The 24172-nt window shown below is 62.0% G+C and carries 14 protein-coding genes and 1 pseudogene; 5 read left to right on the forward strand and 10 right to left on the reverse strand.

Annotation, left to right across the window (positions count from 1 at the left end; translation table 11 throughout):
• Window positions 1–109: 109 nt before the first annotated feature.
• Both DAD186_RS11175 and DAD186_RS09895 read right to left on the reverse strand, forming a co-directional pair.
• Window positions 110–2833, reverse strand: coding sequence for a class I SAM-dependent DNA methyltransferase (locus DAD186_RS11175; RefSeq protein ID WP_065248531.1), 2724 nt, complete (start codon window positions 2831–2833; stop codon window positions 110–112).
• Entirely contained in the window at window positions 2830–6090 is a 3261-nt protein-coding gene (locus DAD186_RS09895) for a helicase-related protein (RefSeq protein WP_065248532.1), read from the reverse strand. Before DAD186_RS09895 ends, DAD186_RS11175 begins: the two co-directional genes overlap by 4 nt.
• 73 nt (window positions 6091–6163) lie before the next feature.
• Here DAD186_RS09895 and DAD186_RS10715 point away from each other — a divergent pair.
• Window positions 6164–6872: pseudogene (locus DAD186_RS10715) on the forward strand (IS6 family transposase).
• A gap of 206 nt (window positions 6873–7078) precedes the next feature.
• Here the strand turns inward: DAD186_RS10715 and DAD186_RS10720 are convergent.
• The 3 genes from DAD186_RS10720 to DAD186_RS09915 form a co-directional block, all read right to left on the reverse strand.
• Window positions 7079–7336 carry a type II toxin-antitoxin system Phd/YefM family antitoxin gene (locus DAD186_RS10720; protein WP_081976389.1) on the reverse strand — a complete coding sequence of 86 codons (258 nt, stop codon included), beginning with the start codon at window positions 7334–7336 and terminating at the stop codon, window positions 7079–7081.
• A 117-nt stretch (window positions 7337–7453) separates the two neighbouring features.
• Window positions 7454–8464, reverse strand: a complete 1011-nt coding sequence (gene add, locus DAD186_RS09910) for an adenosine deaminase (protein ID WP_065248533.1) — start codon at window positions 8462–8464, stop codon at window positions 7454–7456.
• Window positions 8465–8559: 95 nt separating this feature from the next.
• Window positions 8560–9054, reverse strand: coding sequence for an NUDIX domain-containing protein (locus tag DAD186_RS09915; protein WP_065248534.1), 495 nt, complete (start codon window positions 9052–9054; stop codon window positions 8560–8562).
• Window positions 9055–9148: 94 nt separating this feature from the next.
• Between DAD186_RS09915 and DAD186_RS09920 the strand changes: the two genes are divergently transcribed.
• Window positions 9149–10132 carry a DMT family transporter gene (locus DAD186_RS09920; RefSeq protein ID WP_082991247.1) on the forward strand — a complete coding sequence of 328 codons (984 nt, stop codon included), beginning with the start codon at window positions 9149–9151 and terminating at the stop codon, window positions 10130–10132.
• A 136-nt stretch (window positions 10133–10268) separates the two neighbouring features.
• Here the strand turns inward: DAD186_RS09920 and DAD186_RS09925 are convergent, their stop codons facing one another.
• The 3 genes from DAD186_RS09925 to DAD186_RS09935 form a co-directional block, all read right to left on the reverse strand.
• Complete coding sequence (locus DAD186_RS09925; RefSeq protein ID WP_157457137.1) at window positions 10269–10874, reverse strand: hypothetical protein; 606 nt, start codon at window positions 10872–10874, stop codon at window positions 10269–10271.
• Between the two features lie 427 nt (window positions 10875–11301).
• Window positions 11302–16845, reverse strand: a complete 5544-nt coding sequence (locus DAD186_RS09930) for a S8 family serine peptidase (protein WP_065248536.1) — start codon at window positions 16843–16845, stop codon at window positions 11302–11304.
• Window positions 16846–16974: 129 nt separating this feature from the next.
• The gene (locus DAD186_RS09935) at window positions 16975–17826 is read right to left on the reverse strand and encodes a hypothetical protein (protein WP_065248537.1); all 852 of its coding nucleotides are present in this window, start codon (window positions 17824–17826) and stop codon (window positions 16975–16977) included.
• Window positions 17827–17919: 93 nt separating this feature from the next.
• Between DAD186_RS09935 and DAD186_RS09940 the strand changes: the two genes are divergently transcribed.
• Complete coding sequence (locus DAD186_RS09940) at window positions 17920–18414, forward strand: hypothetical protein (RefSeq protein ID WP_157457138.1); 495 nt, start codon at window positions 17920–17922, stop codon at window positions 18412–18414.
• Window positions 18415–18504: 90 nt separating this feature from the next.
• Window positions 18505–19644, forward strand: coding sequence for a methyltransferase domain-containing protein (locus DAD186_RS09945; protein WP_236886251.1), 1140 nt, complete (start codon window positions 18505–18507; stop codon window positions 19642–19644).
• Here the strand turns inward: DAD186_RS09945 and glpK are convergent.
• Both glpK and DAD186_RS09955 read right to left on the reverse strand, forming a co-directional pair.
• Window positions 19641–21191, reverse strand: coding sequence for a glycerol kinase GlpK (gene glpK / locus DAD186_RS09950; protein ID WP_065248540.1), 1551 nt, complete (start codon window positions 21189–21191; stop codon window positions 19641–19643). The two genes, DAD186_RS09945 and glpK, sit on opposite strands and share 4 nt — an antisense overlap.
• Window positions 21192–21262: 71 nt before the next feature.
• Complete coding sequence (locus tag DAD186_RS09955; protein ID WP_065248541.1) at window positions 21263–22990, reverse strand: glycerol-3-phosphate dehydrogenase/oxidase; 1728 nt, start codon at window positions 22988–22990, stop codon at window positions 21263–21265.
• 155 nt (window positions 22991–23145) lie between these two features.
• On the opposite strand from DAD186_RS09955, the gene DAD186_RS09960 reads away from it, so the two are divergent.
• Window positions 23146–24138: an asparaginase gene (locus tag DAD186_RS09960; protein ID WP_065248542.1), complete on the forward strand. Its 993-nt coding sequence runs from the start codon at window positions 23146–23148 to the stop codon at window positions 24136–24138.
• Window positions 24139–24172 lie beyond the last annotated feature (34 nt).

Consider the following 24172-nt stretch of genomic DNA (forward strand, 5'->3'; position numbering starts at 1 on the left):
TTCAATTCCATCGCACGAGCAAGTAAGCCAACCATCTATTTTCCGTACTCACACTGAGAGCCCGGGCCAGGTGTCGGCTCAACCCACACGTTGCCACACTTGATGAGCTTCATGCCGTCATGTCGGCGTAGCGCTCGAAGAGGAGGGCAAGGCGTTCCTCGTTCGAGTGGAGCGGCTTCTTCGCGCCGAAGGCTTTATCCACAACACGGTCGAGGGCGGCGTGGGCTTTGAGAAGCGCGGGGCTCATCGCGAGGGGGTTGTAGTGATCGGCGAGAGAGCGCTCGGGGTGCAGCTCACGCGCCGCGATCACGCCCTTGCCCGCCTCGATCACCATGTCGCGCAAGTCCTGATGGACGGTGGGAAGCGGAAGGTTGTTCCACACGAGCGTGTTCGAGAACCTCAAGTCAGACTTGATCTTCCCACCCACCGCGCGCTGCCACGTAATGAACATCGACGAGGAAATCACGCCGAAGAGAAAACCGTCGGGATCTTCGGCAGCAAAGTTCGCGTCACCGCAAATAACGTCGGCGGCGAAGCGTTTGACCGTGGCAAAAGCTCGCGTTTCCGAAAAGTGCCTTGGTATTCCCACGTAGGGAACGAGCGGTCGATGCTCGTTCCCTCGGAACAAATGTGGAGTATCGCGAAGCTTATACGCATCGCCGCCGGTTGTTTGCGACGAACGCCACCGACGGCAGACTTCAACCCGTTCCTTCAGTATCGGCGAACGTTGGATGTCACTCGGATTGAATTCTTCATCTGCCATCCAGAGGCACCAGCGTGGAGTGTTGTGAATTAGCTGTTTAGCCCCAATAAAGGGACGGAGATACTTCGCTGCGATGGGATCTTCCACGACTGCAGCGTGCTCGTTAGGCTCGACAATAAGGTTGCCTCCGTCAGCCGGTTTAGAGCCGAAAGCAACTTTCGGAAGCTGAGGGCTCAACGCCTTTGATCGCTTCTGTACAAGTACGTTCGGCCCATCCACGAGATACGCATTGATCTGCTTCGCGGGAACCTGCTGCGGTTCGCCCTTGACGTTGTCGTAGGTAAACAATTGCGGGGCGCTTCGCTCGTGCTTGTCGTAGCCCGTGATGACGCAGTGAACGGCCGCACCGCCGGGCGCTTCGCTCTGCCACGCGAACGTTTGGTGAGCGAAACGGATACGCCAGCCCGCGTCGAAAAGAGGGCCAAACAGCGCGGGAACGGGCTGGCCCTGCGCAATGGAGTTGGTTGATACGAATGCGAAGCGGCCACCATTGACGGGACGGAAGAAATCGCTCGCCTTCTTGAACCAGGCCGTCACGTAGTCAAGGTAACCGTCGTAAAGCTCGCCCCACACGAGCTTCATATCCTCCGTTTGATCCGCAGCCTTCGTGTACTGCCCAATGAACGGCGGATTACCCATGATGAACGTGTTCGGACCGGCCGGCAGAAGCTCGCGCCAGTCGAGACGCAACGCGTTACCCACGGTGATCTGCGCGGAATCCTGAAGTGGAAGCATCGGGTATGCGTAGCCAAGTGCGAGACTTAGGGCCTGGTTTGCTTGGTGCTCCACGAAAAACATTGCGGTCTTGGCGATGGTTGCTGGCCACTCTTCAATTTCGATGCCATGGAACTGACTAAGTTTCACATGGACGAGGCTCGCTGCATCGAGGGAGAGTTGTCGGCGCTTAGGGTAAAGTTCCTGTAGGCGCTGATGGATGCGTAATTCCAGCGCTCGGAGTTCGCGGTAGGCGATGATGAGGAAGTTGCCGCACCCACAGGCAGGGTCGAGGATGTTGAGGTCACCTAGTTTCTTGAGCAACGCTTCCAGCGCTTTCTTGCTGTCGTACGCCTTGGCGAAAGACTCTTCGAGGTCATCGAGAAACAGTGGGCGAATTGCTTTGAGGATGTTCTCTTCTGTTGTGTAGTGGGCGCCAAATTCGCGGCGCGCACGTTTATCTTTGACCGCCTGGAAGAGCGACCCGAAAATAGCAGGAGAGATTTCGGCCCAGTTGAAATAGGTGGCTTTGAGGAGTAGCTTTCGCGACTGCTCCGTAAAGGCGGGAGTTTCGGTTGCTTCACCGAAGACGCTGCCATTGACGTATGGGAATGCTTGGATGAGTTCGTCATCCTGGCTTGGCCGCTCTTCCCTAGGCTGGTTGAGTGCTTGGTAGAGGTCTGCGAGTTTTTCGCCAAGATCGCTGCCGTCTTCGTTGGTGCGTTCCTCGATATACCTGGTGAAGAGGTCGCGCTGCCAGAGGTCAGAATCGTCGGCGTAGAGGCAAAAGAGAGTGCGCACGAGAAAGACGGAGGCGTGGTGTTCATCGAAGCCGGTCGAATCAAGGTGAACATACAGTTCCGCCATGAGTTTTGCGGCGGCTACGGCCGATTCGGCTGCTTCGTAGTCGAAGGCTTCGCGCATGCGGGTGAGGATTTCCGGCAGTGTGGGCTCTTCGTCGAAGCCAATGCGAATGACCTCAAGTTGGCTCTCGAGGTGGGAGTCGGGCTGGCCAATGGCATGGGTGTGGGCGATGAGTTTTGCGTGTGTGCCGCCGTTTTCGGCGCGGCGGGGCCACCGCCACTCTTGGTGGGTGTCGTTGCCGAAGATGACGAGGCGTTCGTGGCTTTCGCGCGCGAGTTCTTGGTCGATAAGGCGCTGGATACGTCGCGGGGGAAGCTCATTGCAGTACCAGACGCGCAAGCCACTAAACCCGGCAACTTGCGTGAGGGTGTAGGTGTTGTCCTCTATTGAGAGTGTTACGGGTCGCAGTGTGGGGTTTTCCCACCCGAGGTGTTCGATGAAGAGGCGGCGAAAATCGTTGCGGTCTACAAGGTTAAGAAGTGTGTGCGTCATTGCGTGATTCCCATGGTGGAGACGATGCGGATGGCATCAGAGGCGGTTCCGGATTCAAATACAAGTTCCTTGTCGCGATGTAGTGAAGCGACTCGGGCGGCGAGAGCGTTGTCGTCGACGCCTTGGCGGATTGCTTGGCGTAGGCGGCGCTCTGCCTCGCGGGTTAGTGGGTGTTGATAAAGGGACTCGAGTGCCGCCTGGGTGTCGCGGTCGAAGGTGGAGAAGTTCAGTGTTGCTCCGAGCCGGTTCCATACAGTCTTACGGACTCCACGTAGTCGCCCAGCGACGGCGGCCGGGGTGGAGAGGTCTTTTCGCACGAGGGTTGTAACGAGGTGTTCGTGATCTTCTCGTGGGTCGAGGCCTGGCTCTTCAGGTGAGGCTTCGAACAGGGCGAGTGTCTCGTGTCCAGTGAGAACTTTAGTAGTCCCGCCGGGGTCAATAAATCCGAACCCGTCGATGCCGCTGGCGGTGCGCACGAAGCACGTCAGGCCTTCACTACTGTCACTGATTCGCTTGCGCCGTGTGGCATCAATGAGATCCGGTAGCGCTGCGATTCGCTGCGCTTCTGCCGGGTCGCGCTGCTCGAGAGCATGCCAGTACTCATATGCCAGTGATGATGCATCCACGTCTTCCGCGCTCTCTGCATCATCGAGCGATCCGTTGTAGAGGTCGTTGAGCATCCGGGTTTCGTCTTCAGAGCCGAAAAAGTTTTCGTCTGAACCGAAGACGGCAGCGTTACGCGAGAGTCGTTGGGCTATTCGTTGCCGTAGGGAGATGACGTTTTCGATGCTCTCGTGGAATATGGAGTAGATCAGAACTTCGGGCGAGATTTGCCCGATGCGGTCAACGCGGCCAGCGCGCTGAATGAGTCGGATGATCGCCCAGGGCAGGTCATAGTTGACAACAATATGGGCGTCTTGCAGGTTCTGGCCCTCCGAGAGAACGTCGGTGGCGATAAGGATGCGGGTTTCGTCCTCAGGCGCAACGACGGGATCGGCACCGGGCAGTGCGTTGGATCGGGGTGAGAATCTTTCTGCCATTCGTGTCGGGTCATCGGTCGCCCCGGTCACAGCTGCCACAGCGCCTACTCCTGCCTGGGCCAGCTGGGCTCCGAGATAGTCGGCGGTGTCCTTGTATTCCGTGAACACCAAGACTTTCTCATTCGGGTGTTGCACGCTCACTAATTCAATGAGGGCGGCAAGTTTCGAGTCCCTGTTCGGATCCCATACGCCTACCTTTGTCAGTAGTGCACGTAGGGCCTGCGTGTCTACCCGAAGATCTGTCGCGAACTGGGCATTGAAATGAGAGGCGGGCACCCACGTAATGTCACGTGGAGCGTTAGCTTTGAGTACCTGGTATCGAGTAGCTGCGTCGGCTGCCGTGAGGTCGAGACCGCTTTCGAGGGTGTCTTCGTCGCTAAGCATGTCAAGGTCATTGATGGTGCCAGCCGGCACGTCAAGATTGTTCTCGAGCGCGTACACAAACAGTTCGTTGCGGGCGAGATGGCGGGTGAGGGACAGCAGGAATGCGTGCCCGCCAGAAGAGAGCCGCTTATAGAGCATAGTTTTTACGAAGCCAGCAACGTGTCCGCGGCCGCGGTCAACGCCTTCTGCCCAGTCTTTGAAGAGTGGGTCTTTTCGAGCACGGTGGTTGAGGTACGAGCTGAGGTTGTAGCGAGGCAGACTTAGGTTCTCGATTACGGCGAGAGTGTCATCGTCAGCCAAAATCGTGGCCGGGTCGTCTTCGCCAAAGTCGTGCCGCAGCGGGATCGCCTTACGCGTAGGGAACGTGAACGATTCCCCATTGGGGAACTCCACATATTCTCGTCCGCTGTCGTCTTTCCGCGAGTAGTTTTGGCGGATGAAGGATCTGGTACGGCGAATGAGGTTTTCGCTCATCAGGCGCTTCCAGTCGTCAGGATCTTCTGACTTACGGAATGCAGCAAGTGTGGTGACCTTCCCATCGACTTGGTCCACAAGCTTGCTGTCTGCGGCAATAGCGTTCGTGGGAGCAATCGAAAGATCGTCATCCTCGTCAATCCACAGTGCCAACTGGTTCGCTACATCGGAGAACTCGATGTTGTATGGCGTTGCCGTCAAAGCAAGAACCTTCGACTCATTGCGACGAATGTAGTCAGACAAAGCGGTGTAGTCGCGGCGTTGATTATTGCGCAGTCTGTGGGACTCATCCACGATGACAAACAGATAGCGGCGTAGATCAGGGAGTATCTTGTGCGCCATCGAGTAGGGAACAACCGTGCCATGAAGGCCGTAGGCTTCGAAGTGTTCTTCCCACATCCGAACGAGGTTCTTCGGGCACACCACAAGCGGCATATACCCGTGCTCATCACGCAGCATCAGCGCAACCGCGATTGCCGTTAATGTCTTACCTAAGCCCACAACATCGCCGAGCATTGTTCCGCCGCGCGTGACAACTCTTCGAGCCAACGTTCGCACAGCCGTCGTCTGATAATCCAGGAGCTTGTTCGAAATCTCTGGAGGAATGGAATACTCCCCCAAGCCTTCACGCACGTCTCGTGAAAGCTCGTAGCAAACCTTCATAAAAACGTCATACGGTGGTCGGGGATTCGGAGTTGCCCATGATTCATCGAGCAACGCAAGAACATCCTCGCTCACCTCACGGGAGAACGGATCATTCCATCGATCCTCGAACCACTTAGCTAAATCATGGGCGCTCGTATGGTCGAAAACGTCCACGTTCAGCTCGAGATTCGACATGAGCCCGGGCCACGTCAAGTTCGATGAGCCAACGAAACCGCCAATGGACGTGTTTACGGACTGCCGATGAAAGATATAGGCCTTGCCGTGAAGAGGCCTGCGGGTGAATACCTTGACCTGGATCGCACCTTGCGCCAGCAAGGATCGAAGGGACTGCAAGGTTACGCGATCAGTCGAAGTAGGAAGGCCCCGCATCAACTGTACACGTAGCTGCTCGAGCAATGCTGTTCTGCGCGCTTGAGCGGCCGCTCGATCCGCGTCTAGTCGAACTTTCCCGTCAACCATTGACTGAAGGGACTCCAGCGCCTCCTCCTGCGGTCCGCCCGTCACCATGCCGATCAAGATTCGCGCAACTGGAAGAGTCTTCGACTGCGCCATTTGCTCCACGATCCCGTTGAAAACAGACCAACCGCGCAGGTTGAAGTAGCCCACAGCTACATCCATCCGATCGCTCTCCCGCAAAGTTTTTTGCAGGTGGGGTCCTAGCTGCTGATCGATGTTGTCGAAAATCCGTCCCATGCAAACAATTATGCCGAAGGGTGCTGTTGCAAAGTTGGGGCAGTAGGAAGAGCGACGTGAAATAGTCACAGCCATGGGTATCTTCTCCGGTCGTCGTTTCCCCCGTGACATCATTCTGTGGGCAGTGCGGTGGTACTGCCGCTACGGGGTGAGCTACCGCGATCTGGAGGAAATGATGACCGAGCGGGGCGTGCCGGTCGATCACACCACGATCTACCGCTGGGTCCAGAAATACGCCCCTGAGCTGGACAAGCAAACACGGTGGTACCGACAGGAACCTGACTGGCAGGCCAGTTCCTGGCGGGTGGATGAGACCTATATCCGGGTCGGCGGCAGGTGGTGCTACCTCTATCGGGCGATCACCGCCGGCGGCCAGACCCTGGACTTTTACCTCTCCGAAGCGGAACGTGGCCGCCGCGAAGCGTTTCCTGGCCAAGGCCCTCAGATCCAGTGCGTCAGCCGGGTGTCCCAGAGTGATCAACACCGATAAAGCACCCTCCCTAGCCAGGGCAATCGCCGAGTTGAAGTCAGAGGGAATCTGCCCGCCAACAGTGGAACACCGGCAGGTGAAATACCTCAACAACATCCTGGAAGGCGACCATGGTCGGCTGAAGCGGATCTTCGGGTCAAAAGGCGCGTTTAAGAACCGGACATCTGCATATCGGGCGTTGAAAGGGATGGAGGCGATGCATTCATTGCGGAAAGGGCAAGGCGCGATGTTTGCCTACGGGCAACCGAACCCGGACGCGGTGATCGTCAACCGGGTCTTCGAGACGGCCTAACAACGCCCACACGCAGCGGCCATCAGGGAATGAGAAACTGAATCTTCGCTGTTCTCCGCCCAACTTTGCAACAGCACCGGTTAACTCAGTTTGGAGGAGCCTGGAAGAGACCACTCCGCGACCTCCAACGGCTTCTTTAAACCACGCTCGCGCCGACACGTTTCCTTCGAGCACCGCTACCGCCACCGAAGTGTCGAGGTAGTTCGTCACCGGTCGCCTCTCGCCCAATCGACGAGTTCGTCTATCTCTGATTGCGGAGCGGCCGGCCGATCGGGCCAATCATCGTACGAGACCGGACCTCGATCGCGGGCCGGCGCTAAAGGTAGGGAGCCGTTCTCTTCCAGCGGGCCAAGCTGCGCCCAGGGGCGGTGATGTTTGGTCACGACATAGGTTTGCCCAGCAGCCGCATCATCGAGCGCGCGTGTGGGGTTCTGCCGGAGTTCGGCCACTGAAATCGTCTTCATGGCTCGAGTGTAGATGCAATATCTAGTCGAATCTAGAGCATTTTCCGCACCTGGGACGCAACGGTGCCCGGTGACTTTCTCGAATGTAGGGCTCTGGATGTTTGCAGCTTCTTGCACTCAGTTCGCGGCGACGAACTCCTCGAGCGAATCAAGCATCGCCGAACGCTCCGAATCCTCGGCCCACGAAATCTCGATCGAGTTCCGCGCGAGCTGTGCAACCTGTTCCTTCGTGAGCCTTTCCTTTTCCGCAAGCGTAAGGAAGTTATCCGCGATGTAACCACCGAAGTAGGCAGGGTCGTCGGAGTTAATCGAAACCTTCACCCCGCGGCCGAGCAGCTCCACAATCTCCTCGCCCTTCATCTCTTCCGTCACGAAGGAGTTCGACATGGGGCAGCTCGTCAGGCCGATCCCCTTCTCCACCACAAGCTTCACGAGCTCGGGATCCTCAATGATGTTCGTGCCGTGATCGAGGCGCTCGGCACCAAGCTCCGTGAGCGCGGTACGGATGTTGTCGATCGAACCGACCTGGTCGATATCGCAGTGCATTGTCACGCGAAGGCCATTTTCGCGCGCAAGGTCAAACGCCTCGGCGAACTTCTGCGGCGGGTTGTCACGCTCATCAGAATCGAGCCCCACGCCCACGAACATGTCCTTGTACGGAAGCGCCGCACGAAGGGTTTCAAGTGCCGAATCCGCCGACATGTCGCGAAGGAAGCACAGGATGAGATCCGCGCTCAGGCCATTCTCACGGGCCTCCTCGACGGCGCGGTAGTAGCCGCGGATCACCGCTTCGAGCTCGACCCCGCGCGAGGTGTGTGCCTGCGGGTCGAAAAAGCACTCGGCGCGCACAACGCCATTCTCCTTCGCCCGCGCAAAGTAGGCCGAGCCGAGCGCGTAGAAATCGTCCTCATCCTGAAGCACGTTCATTGCCGGGTAGTACACGGCGAGGAATGACGTGAGCGAATCAAACTGATACGAGGCCTCAACCTCGTCAACAGTCTCTTGACCGATATCGATTCCATTCTTCTTCGCGAGCTTGAGCTTGAGATCGGGCTCAAGAGTGCCTTCGAGGTGAAGGTGAAGCTCAGCCTTGGGGATGCCGTACGCGAATTCTCGCGAAATAGCCACGATTACTCCTCAACATCGTTCGAGAAAAATATGTCTGCGGGAATACCCTTCTTTATTGTTGCACCACGTGCGGCAGGCGAACGTCAGCCCTACCCCTACAGTGACTGCTCGCGGATCGTGCCGAGCGTGCGCGGGCGGATACTCGGATCCGACTGCAACCACTCGCCAACCTCGCGCGGTCGAACGTCGACCGTGTGGAGGTCGTTGATCTCGATCCACTTGACACCCACCTGGTGCGGGTCGTGGCCCTCCCCCATGCGCGGCTCACTACCGGGCTCGAGGTCGCACCAAAAGAGAAGATTTTGCTGGTGGAACACTTGCCCTGAGTCGCGGTGGCGGCCCACCTTCGCGCTGATGAGGTCGAACGTGCACGCAAGGTCGTAGACGCGCACGGCCGCGCCGATCTCCTCTTCGCATTCGCGCTTCAGCGCCTCCACTTGGCTTTCGCCGTGTTCTTGCCCGCCGCCGGGCAGCACGAACACGCGGTTGCCGTGAACATCGATGTTTTCGTTGAACAGCACGCTTGTTCCGCGCACGATAATCGCCTTGACGCCCACGCGCACGTTCGAATAACCGGGATCGAGTTCCATACCCCCATCGTAGGGGTCCGACGCCTGCCTGCCACCCTCGCGCCCTCTTTTGCGGGGAGTTTCTGCGCGAGAGGATCGAGAGACAATGGTGCGCATGAGTACGCAAACAGCAGTGGCAGATGAGCACCAGGGGGAAGTCGCCACACCTCGCGCGCCGTGGTGGGCCATCGCCATCATCATGGCAGGAGGCGTTCTCGCCGCACTCCAGTCGCGGATTAACGCCGATCTTGCGGGCCAGCTCGAGAACCCTTATCTCGCGGCCTTCGTGAGCTTCGGTATCGGCTGCCTTGGACTTCTCGTGATCGTGCTTGCTCTGCCCGCTGAGCGGCGTGCGGCGCGAGAATACGCGCGCGACATCGCGACGGGTCGCTTCGACTGGCGGTACGCAATCGGCGGTCTAGGCGGCGCCTTCCTTGTTTTCACCCAGTCCCTCACGGTCGGCGTGCTCGGGGTTGCCCTGTTCATCGTGAGCGTTGTCGCGGGGCAAACTCTCGCAGGCGCCGCTCTTGACCGCGGAGGTTTCGGCCCCGGTGAGCCTCGTCGCTTGAGCACCTCACGCCTTGTCGGCTCAGCCCTCATGGTCGCCAGTGTCGCCTTGGCGCTTGCCTCCGGGCTCACGAATGCCGTCCCGTGGCTCAACCTGATCCTGCCGTTTTTCGCGGGCATAGGCGTCGGCCTCCAAACGGGAGCCAACGGCATCGTCACGGCGCACACGGGAAGTTTTCTCGTTTCGGCTCTCGGAAACTTTACGCTCGGCTCACTCGCGCTCGGCATAGCCGCGGCGGTCAGCCTCGCGCTCACCCCGCTAGGTGGGGCGTTTCCCACCAACCCGGTTCTCTACCTCGGTGGCCTGATCGGCCTCACCTACATTGCCGCTTCCGCCGCCCTCGTGCGGTACACGGGCGTGCTCGTGCTGAGCGGCGCGGCGATAGCGGGCCAAATCATCGGGTCAGTCATGCTCGATGCGCTCGACCCGAGCGTGCACCTCTCCCCGCTCACGGCGACCGGGGCGGCGCTCACGCTGCTCGCGGCTGTCATCACCGCGGGCTACATTCCCCTGCGCTCAACCACGACCTAAACAACGCCCGCACCGTCGGTCGTATCCCGAGGCTCCCGCAATCGCGATACGCGTGCGCGCGGCATGGGTGTCGAGGTAACGAGCAAGCGTTTCGGGGGCGTGCTCGAAGACGGAAGTGCGCGTGATCCTCAAGCGATCACGCCCGATCGGCGACGAGGCGCGCACTGAGGCCGTCGGCGGCGAACTCAACGTGTGAGGACAGATCCTCAACCGATTCGAGCAGCGTTAACGTCGAACGCTGCGACGCCGCAACCGCGCGCCACACATCCTCACCCGGATCACTCGCCTCCGGGCTGAGCGCCGCGATCGCGCGCGTAACGGTATCCACGTACTCGTCGAGGCTCGTCGCAAGCAGGTGCATGTCGAGCTCCTCGTCGATCCACCACACGCCACCCGGGATGCCCTCATCATTGAGCGTGAGAATCACGGCGTCGTCGACGGTCTCGAAGAGGGGATAGTACGACGTCGGCTCGCCCAGCAACGTGAAGGGGCCCAGATCCGTGCGATCCTCAGCCAGGAGGTTCAGCTCAAACTCCTCCCCCACGCGTGCCCCCGCCATTTCATCGGCGAGATCTTTGAGGGCGGGGGGAACATCGGCCCCGGATTCTTCGGGGTCGATCAGTTCAGCAAGACCATTCGAGGAGGCGACTGCGACGGCAAGCCGCTCGAGTGCCGCCCGCATTTTCGAGGTGTCGACGTCGGTGGTAGGAGTGGGCCAGTCAAGTTTTACGGGCTGATTCACGTGCATCCTCCTCGGGGCGCCAGGCCATGTGTAAAGGTTTCGTGAGGAACCACGGCAATCGTACCGTGACCTCAGCCACGATTCCCAGACTCTAGCTCGGGAAAATGCACTACTACCAGCACAAACGACGAACTCGCGGGCGCTCCTTGCAGGAACACCGCGGCGCTCCCAGCGATTTGCTAGGCCAGGCACAGCGCCCGGGAAGAAAGAGGCGGTTATATGTAATCACGCGTTAGCGGCGTACCGATTCTTTGAGGAGAGGATCCGTACATCAGGCCCTAGCGCGGGGGAAAGGGATACGGCGCCGGCTCGTGGGGACGAGCCGGCGCCCTCTTTTATTCGAAGCGGCAAAGCTGCCCTGACCGGAGGGAAAAGAAGGGCCGCCCGGGGATCCACTCCCGTGCGGCCCTCCCAAGAGGCACCGGCCTTACAACCTGTGGCCGCGCCTACGACTCACCACGAGCACCGCGCCACCAGCGACGAGAGCACCGCCAACGAGCATGAGCCCTGCGACCTCGGCGCCCGTGCGGGGCATGAAGCCCGACGCACCCTTCGCCTTGCCACGACTTGGATTCTTGCCGCGCGGGCTGCCGGGAGCCGTCGGCCCCTCACCCTCGCCGCTGCCGCCGGAGCCCTCCGCACGACCGGAATCACCCGGCTTATCGGGGTGTGCACCGGCACCGGCATCGCCCGAGCCGCCCTTCGGGCCCGGCTTCGCAGGGGCGATGATTTCCTTGCCGTCATCGCCACCGTCGGTGCGTGCCGGCTCGACCACGCGGTACGTCCCGTGGGAGGAACCCACCCACGTGAGAGTGCCATCGGTCCAGGTCGAGCCGATCGGCTCCACGGTGCCGTCCTCGCGCACAAGCGCGACGGTCGACCCCTCAGGAGCAGGCAGCGTGAAGGTCGCCTCGAGCGGGCCGAACGCGTTCGACACCGCGATCGTGTGCACGCCGTTCTCGCTCGCGATATCTGCGGCCAGCACATCGTTGCTGCGGAACGTCGACGTAGCACTCAAGTCGCCCGTGTGCAGCGTGACCTGCTCGAGCTCGATCGTGACCTTGACATTGCGAACCACTTGGCGACCGGCCGCATCGGTCGCCACCAGGGCAACGGTGTTCTCGCCGGGGGCGAGAATCGTGCCCTCGCGAAGCGCGAGGCTCGTCGTATCGCCCTTTACGACGGTCCCATCGGGGAGAACGGCACCGTCATCCGAAACCGAGTACCCCTCAAGGACCTGCGCAGCAAGCGCCTCATCGTTCGCGAGGTCCTTCCGGTTCACAGTGAGGGAGAGCGCATCCTCGCCCTCGATCACGGGCTCCGCGTCAACATCGAAGGTGCGTGTCTCAGAACCCTCATTGCCGGCGAAGTCGGCACTTGTGGCGCTCACGGTATAGCGTCCTGCGGGCAAGCTCGATGTCTCGAGTTCACCCGAGAGATGCGTCGTTTCGGGAACGGCGAGGGTTCCCTCGGCGGTCACATCGTCGCCTTCACCCGGGGTGACCGTGTCCTCCGCGGGTGCTTCGACACCGTCAGCATGCTCCGCTTGCGGCTTAGAATCCTCTCCGTCGTCGACCTCGTCGATATCCACGAGAACGTTCTCGACCGTCACCTTCTCGGCATCGAGCGGAACACTCTCGTTCACGAATTCACGCGTGAGGTTGCCGTCGGCAGTCGCACCCGCAAAGCGTGCGTTGAGGCTCGCAAGGTGCGGGTCCGCAGCGCTCACGGTGAGGGTGCGGCCGTCGGTAATGCGCTCGCCATCGCCAACGGTGTCGATCGCCACCTCGGGCGCGACCTTGTCGACGATCACGGGGATCGCGGCCACTCGCGTGTTGCCAACGGAGTCGGCGAAGCTCACGAGGATCGTGTCGCCATCCGCCACCGCAACAGTCTCAGAGAACTCGCGGCGGTTCGCCTCGGGCCCAATCGCGTTCGGTACGTGGATGTCCACGGCCTGCTGGTTGTTGACGCGGAGGCTGTACCCCCATCCGTCGTCCTCAGCCGAACCCGCGAACGTCACTTCGTCCTTGTTCGTGAACAGGGTGCCGTTCACGAGGTTCGGGCTGTCGAAGCGGACTGTCGGCGCGTTGACGTCGAACCAGATGTTGAGGATCTGGCGGCCCTTCACCTCGCCCTCGGGATTCGTCACGACGTATTCGTAGTGGTTCTCTCCCGTTTGGATGGGAACCTTCGCGGTGAAGGTGCCGTCCTCGCCGACGGTTGCCGTGATGGGCTCGAGGCTACCGACGTGCTCGCCTTCGGCACGCGCGCCGGGGGTGAGGGTCACGGTCGAGCCGGGCTGACCGCCCTTGCCGCGCAGGGTGTAGGTCGAGCCGTCTTCACTGAGGTCGCCCGATTCGGGCGACACGAGGCACAGCGCGAATCCCTGGAGGCACTCGAGGTTCTCGAACTCGGGTGTCGGGGTGGCTTTGGAGCCTTTGACGCGCCCCGAGATCTCCACAACGAGGTAGGTAAAGTTGGCGTTGTCGCCTGCCTGAAGCACAAAGAAGGGCTCGCCTTCCTCGACGGAGGACGTGGTGACCTCGAACGAACCATCGGGTTCAGCACCCACGAAGTCCCAGTTCACACCGGCCCACAGGCCACCTTTCTTCGCGACCGGGTTGGAGGGTTCGGGGTCCTTGATGGTGCCCTTGATCGTGATCGACCCGTCCTCATTCGGGATGATGCGGCCGTCCTCGTCGAGGTTCGAGGCGGAGATGTCCACCGAGGCCGGTTGCGCATCGTAGTAGAACGTGAGGGTTTCGGAGTCGATCTCTTCGCCGGCCTTGGTGAACGCCTTGGCCGTGATCGAGTTTTCCGCATCGGGCTTCACATCAACGAGCGCCGTGAAGCCGCCGTTGGTGACCTCGTAGCTCTTGCCTTCGACCTCGACCTTTGCCACCTGGCTCGTCACGGTTCCGCTCAGCTGGAACTTTCCGTCCACGTACGCGTCGGAGGCATTTCCGAACACGAATTCGGGGTCGTTGTAGGTCTTCGTGTTGAGAAGCACGAGCGGGTCATCATCAACGAGGACCTTGCGGAACTCCACCTTGTTGTAGGCGTTGTCGGAGGCGATGAACCACAGGTACTTAGAGGCTTGGGCGTCCTTGACCGTCACGGTGTAGGTACCGTCGCCGTTGGCCTTGACCGGGAGACCCTCCCCCGTGGCATCGATGACGGACAGGGACGGGTTGGCCCCCGAGAGTTTGTCGTCGATCGTGATCGTGATGGTGCCGTTTTCAAGCTCGCCAACGCTTACTTCGGGTGGCGTGACGTCGATGCCGAAGGGCATATCGACCGTCTGCCAGTCGAAGTCTTCCGAAAGCCTGGACTTCACACGGTAGATGTAGCGGCCTTCGGGGACGTTCACGAATTCGCCCTTCGCCGGATCCCACATGCGGCCGTCGAAGGTGCCGCCGTTGATGAGGGTCGATCCTTCGGGGGCGAGCTTGTTCTTGACCTCGAGCACGTCGCCCGCGATGGTACGGGGAACACTGTGCGTGGCACCGAGCTCGACGAGCGGCTTGCCGTCTTCCGTCAGGACGCTGAATTCCACATCCGCGGCGTTACGCATCATGGCGAGCGCCGCGCTGGCTTCGTCACGCGTACCGTCGCCGTTCGGAGAGAGCCAGCCGCCCTCGGGCAGCGTGCTCGGGTAGGGACTACCGAACAGGTCGAGGGTCGTGGAAAGGCCCGTGACCTCGCTCTTCACTCCGAGCGCGTCCCACCCGTGACCTTGCTCAGCCACGATGGGTTCCGCGTTCCAGTCGCCCACGAAACCGAAGTACGGCACAGAAAGGGTGGGCACGCTCTTTGAGGTGAGCACCGCGTACCCCTCAATGAAGTGGTCGCCGGCGCTCAGGTCGGGCTTGAGGGTGAAGGTCACGTTCGCGGTGCCATTGGCGGGAACGGTCACGGATTTTTCCGACGCCTGCAGGCTTTCGTGGGAGACCACGCTCGTCGTCTCTTCTCCCTTGGCATTCGTTTCATTGAGCACGGTCTGCGCGGGGATGTCGTAGGTGACTGCCTCGCCCGAGTGGTTCGTGAGGGTCACCGTGAATTCGCGAACGGAATTGACCTCTTTGAGCTCGACGGCCGCCTCGCCGTCGACGGTCGCGTACACGTTCGTGTCGAGGGCGTTCGCCATTTGCGCGAGGCCCGCGCCGACCTGACGCGGAGGCGCAACGTGTTCACCGTTCTTCACGGGAATCGCCGTGTTCATGAGTGCCGTGCGGGCACGGGCAAGCCGCTCTGGACCACTGAGGTCGGGGTAGCGTTCGGCGTAGTTCTCAAGGAGCAGTGCGGACATGCCCGAGATGTTCGGGGCCGCCATGGATGTTCCGGACTTCGTGCCGTACTTGTTGTCGTTGAGCGTCGAGTAGACGCTTCCGCCGATGCCGGCGATCTCGGGTTCGAACTCGAGATTGGGGGTCGTGCCCCACGAGGAGAACGTCGAGGCCTGGGCTGCGGTGGGGTTCGCCTCTGAGCCAACCTCGTTTGTGAGGCGGACCGTCACGGGCGTATCGCCGCCCTTTGCGATCGCATCGCGAATAGCGACGCCCGTCGAGTGCTTGAGGGAACCGCCGATGATCGTGAAGTCTTCGATGCCGGCCATGCCGGCGAAGGCTTCGCCGCCTTCTTCGGAGTTGAATACGAGCACGCCGGCGGCGCCGTGGTCGATCGCGCGCTGGAACTTCTCGGTGAAGGAGATTTCACCACGCTCAATAAGGGCAATCTTGCCGCTTAGATCAGTCCCATCCGGGTAGTCCTCTTTTTTGCCGAGACCCAGGTGGGCGACCTCGTAGGGCTTGTTCGTCGCTTCGCCGATCTGGAGCTGGTAGCCGAAGGGGTGGTCGTCGCCGTCGTTGTAGAAGCCGCGAGGTGTGGAGACGACGTTGTTGTCAACCGAGGCGACCGTGAGGGCATTGCCCTGGATGCCGGGGGTGCCAACGGTGCCGTCGTCGAGCTTGCCGAGGGCGTCGTCGGTTCCTCCCGTTTCGGAAAAGTTGAGTCCGTCGTTGCCGGAGGAGATGACGGCGAGTACGCCCATCTCTTCAGCCTTCTTGAGGGCGAGGTTCGAGCCGTCGGAGTCCCACTTGACACCATTAGTCGACCCGAGGGAGAGGTTGATGACGTCGGCCTTGAGTTTGACCGCATCCTCGATGGCGGCGATCAGGTCAGAGTCGGAGGCGTAGGGGTTTGCGCCGTTGGAGAAGACCTTCAACGAGAGGATCTGGGCGTTGGGGGCGACGCCCTCGAGTCCGCCTTTCTTGCCGTCGGGGGCGTTGGCGGCGACGATTCCGGCGACGTGCATGCCGTGCTGGCTCGTCGTTGTATCCCAGAATTCGTAGTTTTCGTCGGCGTAGTTGTAGCCCTCGGGGATCTTCTTCGTGAACTTGCCGTTCGGATTCACCGTGTCGATTTTCGTATCAACGCCGTCGTCGATGCGCATGTCTTCGTGGGTGGGGTCGACGCCCGAGTCGATGACGGCGACGACCATCCCGGAGCCGTCAACGCCGTAGTTCTCGAAGGCCGCCGAAACCTGCTCCATTTCGCGCGCCTCGTATTCGGTGCGCTCGTACTGGCGCTCGCGACGCACGGAGTCGACCGCCGGTTCGGCCTGGAGCTTCGCCATGTTGGCCGCGGGCATCGTTGCCGAGAAGCCGTTGACGAGGAAGCCGAACTGGCGATCAACCTCGATGCCATAGGCCTTGCTCCACGTGTTGATGAGGCGAATCTGCTCGCGCAGGTTGCGGTTTTCACCGTTTGTGGAGGGCGATCCCGGCTGGTTCTTGAGGGTTACGAGAACGGCGACCCGGTCTTTGCTGGAGTTGGACTCGACGTGCGCCGGGTCCTTTGGGGGCTCGTTGCCGTGCGGCTGTGCGGCCACGGGCGCGGCTGTGAGCGTGAGCGCTGTGAGCGCTGCGACGCATGCGGCGGCGGCGCGCTTGAGTACTGGGAATCTCACCCGACACCTCTTCGGTAGTGACGATCCCGCGCCACGAATGTGACGCGCAGCCCATTTAAGGGTTGCGGTTGATCATAAGCATGTAACGCGCGACACGCAGCCGAATCTCAGAATGTGTACAAAAATGACTCAGGGTTCCGACGGTGCCTCGCGAATATCGATCCCAAAAACCCGTTTCACCTGGGCCGTCACGAGTTGCGGGTGGCGCCTATCGCTCGGGGTCGAGGCCCACGGCGTAAACAGCCCCGGGAAGTCGGGGTGGGTGATTTTGCCGTGAGTCGCGCCCGAGGTGGTGACCACGAAACCGTGCTCTTCGAGCCGGCGTTTGAGCGCGGCGCGATCGCCGGGGTGGCGCGTGCCCTTCTTTTTGCGGTTACTCGGGCCCGCAAAATCCGCAGGGTCGAACGAGTCCACCTCCTCGGGCCTCACCGAGAGAGCGTAGGCCGTGGGGAAAGCACCGATCACGTGATTATCGGATCGACGCACCTGCACGGTCCAGTCGCCGCGCTGGAAGTGGTCGCTCGCGCCGTTATCGCTCGTCCACGCATCCTCGGGGTCGGCGACGGTGAGCACGATGATGTCGTGCGTGATGCGCGCGAAACTCGCCCCCGAGACCGTGCGCACTTCGTCTTCGTGAACGGTCAGCGGGCGGGTGAAGGGGCGCGGATCGGTGGGATTGAGCGTGACGACGGTACCTGCGGGTGGCGCACCGAAGCCTCGAGCGATGTCGAGGCTCTCCGCTTCATTCGCCTTTTCACGCGCGGCCTTCGCAGCAGTGTGGGCTTCGCGCTGTTTCTCGCGCCTCTTTTCGGCTTCGGCGAGGAGATCCGCGAGGTCCTCGCCCGCCGCCCTGCGCCGCGCGAGCTCGGGGACTGCGTCGTAGTCCACCGCGCGTACTTCTCGCTTTGCGTGCGTACGCCCTGCGAGGGCCGCGGGGCTCGGTGCGCCCGGGCGGGTCGTTTCTCGCGGTGAATCTGCCATGTCCCCCACCGTACCGCGGTGAGACGTCCATCTCGCGCGGAGTTGATGCGGTTAACCTGGTGCTCGTCTCATTTCACCCTTAGGAGGACATTCGTGCGTGTTTCCACCTCGCTGCGGGCACTGGCGGCATGCGGCTGCCTAGCCCTTGCTCTTGCCGGTTGCGGCTCCCCCAATGAGCCGCAATCCTCCCCGCCTGCGTCGAGCGCAGCGGCGGCGAGCGATGGTGGCGGCCCCAGCGTCGTGATCAATGAGTCCGAGGGCAACGGGGACGCGCCACCGGTCCCCGAGATCACCGCCGGAGGCCTCGATCATGCCGAGCTCGGCGATTCCTGCAGCGACGAGGGCATGGTGAAGATCCCGCTGCACGGCGCCCCCGATCCGGCGCTCGAGGGTTTCAACGGCTCGTTCACGTACAACGGGTGGAAGGAAAACGGCGGCTCCTCGGAAGCGACGTTCACGATTAACCAGGGCGGCGGCAAGCAGCAGTTCGGTCCGCTCCAGGTTGGGGATCAATTCGAACTCGGTGGCGCCATGTATTCCGTGACGAGCATTTGCAAGGACAACGCCCAGCTCGACGTCATCGGCTAACCGATGTCCGCTTTCGCGCACCCGCGGATCGACCCCGACAGCGGGATCTGCGAGTACTTTTCTGCCGGGCAATGCGAATCGTGCAGCCTCATGCGCACCCCGCACGATGTCCAGGTACGCGAGGCGCATGCACAGCTCACAGAACTCCTCGCCGATGTGGCGACGCCTTCCACCGTGTGGGACGAGCCGCTCGTGAGCGCACCGTGGGGGTTTCGCACGAAGGCGAAGATGATGGTGCGTGGCACGGCGGCGGCCCCAGTCTTCTCCTTTCCAGGTTCACACGAGGGCGTTGACCTCGCTGATTGCCCGCTGTACCCCCCGCTTGTCACCGAGGTTCTGGAAAGTGCCCGCGCGCTCATTCGCCGCGCCCAGGTGCCGCCCTACAATCTCGACAAACGCCGCGGCGAGATCAAGTACGTGCTCGTCACCGCAACACCAACGGAAGCCATGGTGCGCCTCGTCCTGCGCAGCACTTCCGCGCTCGAAAGGATCCGCGAACACCTCGCGCTCCTTGATCCTCGCGTGAGCGTCGTCAGCGCGAACATCCATCCCGAGCACGAGGCTCTCATCGAGGGAGCTGAAGAGATCCACCTCGCGGGGGCCGATCGTCTACGCCTCCCACTTGGCAATATCGACGTTGACGTGCTCCCCCGCTCCTTCACGCAAACCAACACCGCCGTGGCGAGCGAACTCTACGCCCAGGTCGCACGCTGGATTCTCGACGCGGGCGCGCGCACCGCGTGGGACCTCTACTGCGGCGTGGGCGGCTTCGCCCTCGGCATCGCCCACGAAGCACGCGCCCGCGGCGCGCACATGGACATCACGGGCATCGAAATCACGAATGAGGCGATCGAAAGCGCACAAGGTTCGGCGAAGCGGCACGGTTTCGCGGGCGCCGTCGGACCCCACACCGCCCCCGAAGCTCACGTTCGCGTGCGCTTCGAGACCGCCGATGCAACCGACTGGGCCAGGCGTCAGGCGACCCTCCCGGACGCGATCGTCGTGAATCCGCCGAGGCGCGGCATCGGCGAAGCACTCTCCCGCTACCTCAACGACTCGGGGGTTCGCACCATCGCCTACTCGAGTTGCAACCCGGAAACGCTCGCCGCAGATCTCGCGCGCATGCCGCACTACCGCGTCGCACGCGCGAGGCTCATCGACATGTTCCCGCACAGCACCCACAACGAGGCTCTCGTTCTTCTTTCACGCGTCGCGCCCGAGAACGATTAACCTTCGTGGTCGAAGGCCGCCTCAACGTCGTCATCGACCCAGTCAAACGTGCGCTCGACGGCCTTGCGCCACAGGCGCATGCTGCGCTCGCGCACGTGTGCGTCCATCGACGGGGTCCAGCGCACGTCCTCGTCCCAATATTTCTCGAGGTCGTCGGTGGAATTCCAGAAGCCCACGGCAAGGCCCGCCGCATACGCGGCGCCGAGCGCCGTTGTCTCGATGATCTTCGGGCGAATCACGTCCACGCCGAGGATGTCGGCCTGGAACTGCATGAGGGTCTCATTCACGGTCATGCCGCCGTCAACGCGCAGCTCCTTGAGCGGCACCTTGGCATCCTCATTCATCGCGTCGATCAACTCGGCGCTCTGGTAGGCCGTGGCCTCGAGAACGGCACGCGCAATGTGATGCTTGTTGACGTAGCGGGTGAGGCCCACGATCGCCCCGCGAGCATCGTCCTTCCAGTAAGGGGCGAACAGGCCCGAGAACGCGGGCACGACGAAGCAGCCGCCCGAATCGTCGACCTTTGTTGCGAGTTCTTCGACCTCTTTCGCGCTCGAGATCAGGCCGATGCTGTCGCGGATCCACTGCACGAGCGAGCCCGTGACGGCAACCGAGCCTTCGAGTGCATAGACGGGATCGGCGTCGCCAAGCTTGTAGAGCACGGTCGTGAGCAGACCGTTATCCGAGGAAAGTGCCTCGTTCCCGGTGTTCACAAGGAGGAAGTTTCCCGTGCCGTACGTGTTCTTCGCGGTGCCCTTCTCAAAGCATGCCTGGCCGAACGTGGCCGCCTGCTGGTCGCCGAGGATGCCCGCGATCGGCACGTTCGTGAGCAGGCCGCGCTTGCGGCCCTTCCCGTATACCTCGGACGACGAGCGGATCTCGGGGAGCATCGACATGGGGATTCCCATCTCGCGCGCAATGTCCTCGTCCCATTCGAGCGTGTGCACGTTCATGAGGAGGGTTCGCGAGGCATTCGTGACGTCGGTGACGTGCGCGCCGCCCTTCGTTGCGCCCGTCATGTGCCACAAAAGCCACGTGTCGATCGTGCCGAAGAGCAGGTCACCCGCCTCGGCCTTCTCGCGCGCGCCCTCGACGTGATCGAGAATCCACTTGACCTTCGGGCCCGCGAAATACGTCGTGAGCGGCAGGCCGGTGACCTCTTTGAATCGGTTCACGCCCTCCTCGCCCGCGAGCTCGTGCACGATTCGCGCCGTGCGCGTGTCTTGCCACACGATCGCGTTATAGACGGGCTTGCCGGTGTTTTTATCCCACACGACAGCGGTCTCGCGCTGGTTGGTAATGCCGACGGCTGCCAGGTCATCCCGGTTCACTTCAGCCCTGTTCAGTGCGAGCGCGATGACCTCACGGGTGTTGCTCCAGATCTCCATCGGATCATGCTCGACCCACCCTGAGCGCGGGAAGATTTGCTTATGCTCGAGCTGGGCCTGCGACACCGCGTGGCCGTCGTGGTCGAACACCATCGCGCGCGAGCTGGTTGTGCCCTGGTCGATGGCGAGAATGTATTTCTGGTCTGAGGTCTCTGGCATGAGCGGTCCTTTCGGCTCCCGCGGGCACCGCTGCCCGCGCTTGATCATGGGTGCGCTTTCGCGCGCGTTGGTTAGCGCGCGGGAATCTCGCGCACGTTCTCGAGGAGGGCAGCGGCTTCGGCATCGCTCGTCGTGTGCTCCGCCTCGAGGCGGGCGGCGATAAACGCCGAGTACGCCTCGATCTCGGCCTCGCGCCGCGCCTCGTCCCAGCCGAGCTCGCCCGCGAGGATCTCCGCGACCTCGCGAGCAGCGCTCACGCCACGATCACGCGTCTCGTAGTCGAGGCGCGTGCGGCGCATGAGGGCATCGGCGAGGTGAAGCACGCCCTCGCTCCGGGCGGCGTACACAATTTCGGCACGGAGATAGCGAGGGGCGTCCGTGAGCGGTGTCGCGAGCTCGGGGTTCTCGTCCATGAGGGCGAAAATGTCCTCGAGCAATGAGCCGTAGCGGAAGAGCAAGCGTTCGAGGCGTACCTCGTCGATTCCGTACTTCCCCGCGAGCGCGGTTGCACGCACCCGCATCTCCTCGTAGCCGGCGCCACCGATGACGGGGATGTCGCGAGTTTTGGTCTTCGGGGCATCGGGGGTCCCGCGAAGGGCGAAGTCGACGACGTCTTCCGCCATGACGCGGTAGGTCGTGTACTTGCCGCCGGCGATCGCGCTCAGGCCCGGTTCGACCTCCATCACCGTGTGTTCGCGCGACACCTTCGTCGAGGCGCCGTCAGACTTTTTCACGGGCTGAAGAAGGGGGCGCAAGCCGGCGTAGACGCCGATGACGTCCTCGCGCGTGAGCGGGCGGCGAAGCACGTCGTTGGCCTTTTCGAGCACGTAGTCGATGTCGCTGCTCGTTGCGGTGGGCACCGAGACGTTTTCTTTCCACGGGGTGTCGGTCGTGCCGATCAGCCAGTATTCGTCCCACGGGATGATGAACAGCACCGATTTCTCGGTTTGCGTGATGATGCCCGTGTTGTCCTTCGCCTCAATCGCCTCGCGCGGCACCGTGATGTGGATGCCTTTCGAGGCAAGCACCTGAAGGCCTGAATCGGCGCCGGCGCGATCCTGTTCTTCACCGGTCCACACGCCACCGGCAAGAATGACCTCGCGCGCGTACACCTCGTACTCGTTACCCGTCTCGAGGTCCGTGATGGCAGCGCCCACGACGCGGCCACCGTCCTTGAGGTAGCGCGTGACCTTCGTATAGTTCGCGGCGGCAGCGCCGAGGTTCACGGCGGAGCGCACGAGCATCGCGACGAAGCGCGCGTCATCCATGCGGGAATCGTAGAACTCGATCGCGCCCGAGTTCTTTTCGGGGTCGAGTCCCGCGAAATCCTTCGCGAGGCCCTTCGAAAAGACGTGCTTGTGGATCGGGACCTCGCGGTGGCCGATCTGCATCGCGTCGTAGAGGGCGATGCCCGAGCCAATGAAGCCGCGCTCGAAAACGTTCTTCATGGGGAACATGAAGCTGATGGGCTTCACCAGGTGCGGCGCGGTCTTTGAGATGAGCAGGTCGCGCTCGCGGAGGGCTTCGGCGACGAGCGTGAAATCGAGCATTTGCAGGTAGCGGAGGCCGCCGTGCATGAGTTTGGACGAGCGCGAGCTCGTGCCACTCGCCCAGTCGTTCATCTCGACGATGCCAACGCTGAGGCCGCGGGTTGCCGCATCAAAGGCGGCACCGGCACCGTTGACTCCGCCGCCGACGATGAAGATGTCGAGGGGATTGTTGGCGCTCGTCGCGGCAAGTTTCTCAAGGTGTGCGGCACGCGAGCTGGGATTGAGTGCGGAGCGGGCGGATGAGGACATAACCACTTCCTTCGTCGGGTGTGCTCGGTTCGCCGTTGAACCACATTTCGCAAGCTCCGGTGAGGCTAACACCGCTACATCACCGTTCACGGAGAGTCACCGGCCGGCTCGGTTCTACACTGGTTGCACGCGCACCGGCACGCATAGGAGCACCCATGACCGCGACAGTTCGCATTCTCGTTCTCGGCCTCGGCGGCACGATCGCCATGAGCCAAAACCAGCCGGGCGGGCACGCCTCACCCGCGGCACAACCAGATGCGAGCATGTTCCCCATCCCCGGTATCGAGCTGGAGTTTCGGGAAATCGCGAACGTGGGTTCGCCCTCGGTCACGTTCGCGCACGTGCGGGAGGTTCTGCGGGTGGCGCGGGAGGGGTGCGACGCTGGCTTTCGCGGCATCGTGCTCACTCACGGCACCGACACTCTCGAAGAGACGGCATTCTTGCTCAATCGTTATTGGAACCTCGATACGCCCCTTGTTGTCACGGGTGCGATGCGCCCCGCGAATGCCCCCGGCGCGGATGGGCCCGCGAACCTTCACGACGCAATTGTGACCGCCGCGAGCGAGCAGGCGCGCGGCCTCGGCGTTCTCGCGGTTTTCGACGCGCTCGTGCACGCCGCCGATCGCGTGACGAAGGTCAGCTCTCGAAGTATCGACGCGTTCGATTCGGAGCCTTCAGGTCCCCTTGCGCTCGTGAGCGAGGAGGGGATTCGCGCGATGTATGCGCTGGAGGCGTCGGACTGCGTTCTGCCCACCGTGCCCGCCGAGCTTCCCTCCGTGCCTCTCATCGGGACGGGCCTTTTTGATCGCGGCGAGGCACTCGGGGCGCTCGTGCATCAGGCCGAGCCGCCCGCGGGCATCGTGATCAATGGCGTGGGGATGGGGCACGTGCCCGAGGCTGTCATGCCGCTCGTGCGCGAGGCCCGCGAGCGCGGCATCCAGATCGTTGTCGCGACGCGAATTCCCGAGGGCGGCACGTCGACCTACCACTACTCTTACCCGGGCGCGGAAGTGGATCTCATCAATTCGGGTGCGTGCATGGCCGGCATGTTGAGCGCGCACAAGGCGCGGCTACTGCTCCAGGTTCTGCTCGCTGCCGGCGCGAGCCGCGAGGAGATCAGCGGCGCGTTCGCGGGCTTCGCCTACTGATGCTCTGTGGCAGCCACCCCGGCCCTACTTTTCA

It is taken from the genome of Dermabacter vaginalis (assembly GCF_001678905.1).
GTDB classification, from domain to species: Bacteria; Actinomycetota; Actinomycetes; order Actinomycetales; family Dermabacteraceae; genus Dermabacter; species Dermabacter vaginalis.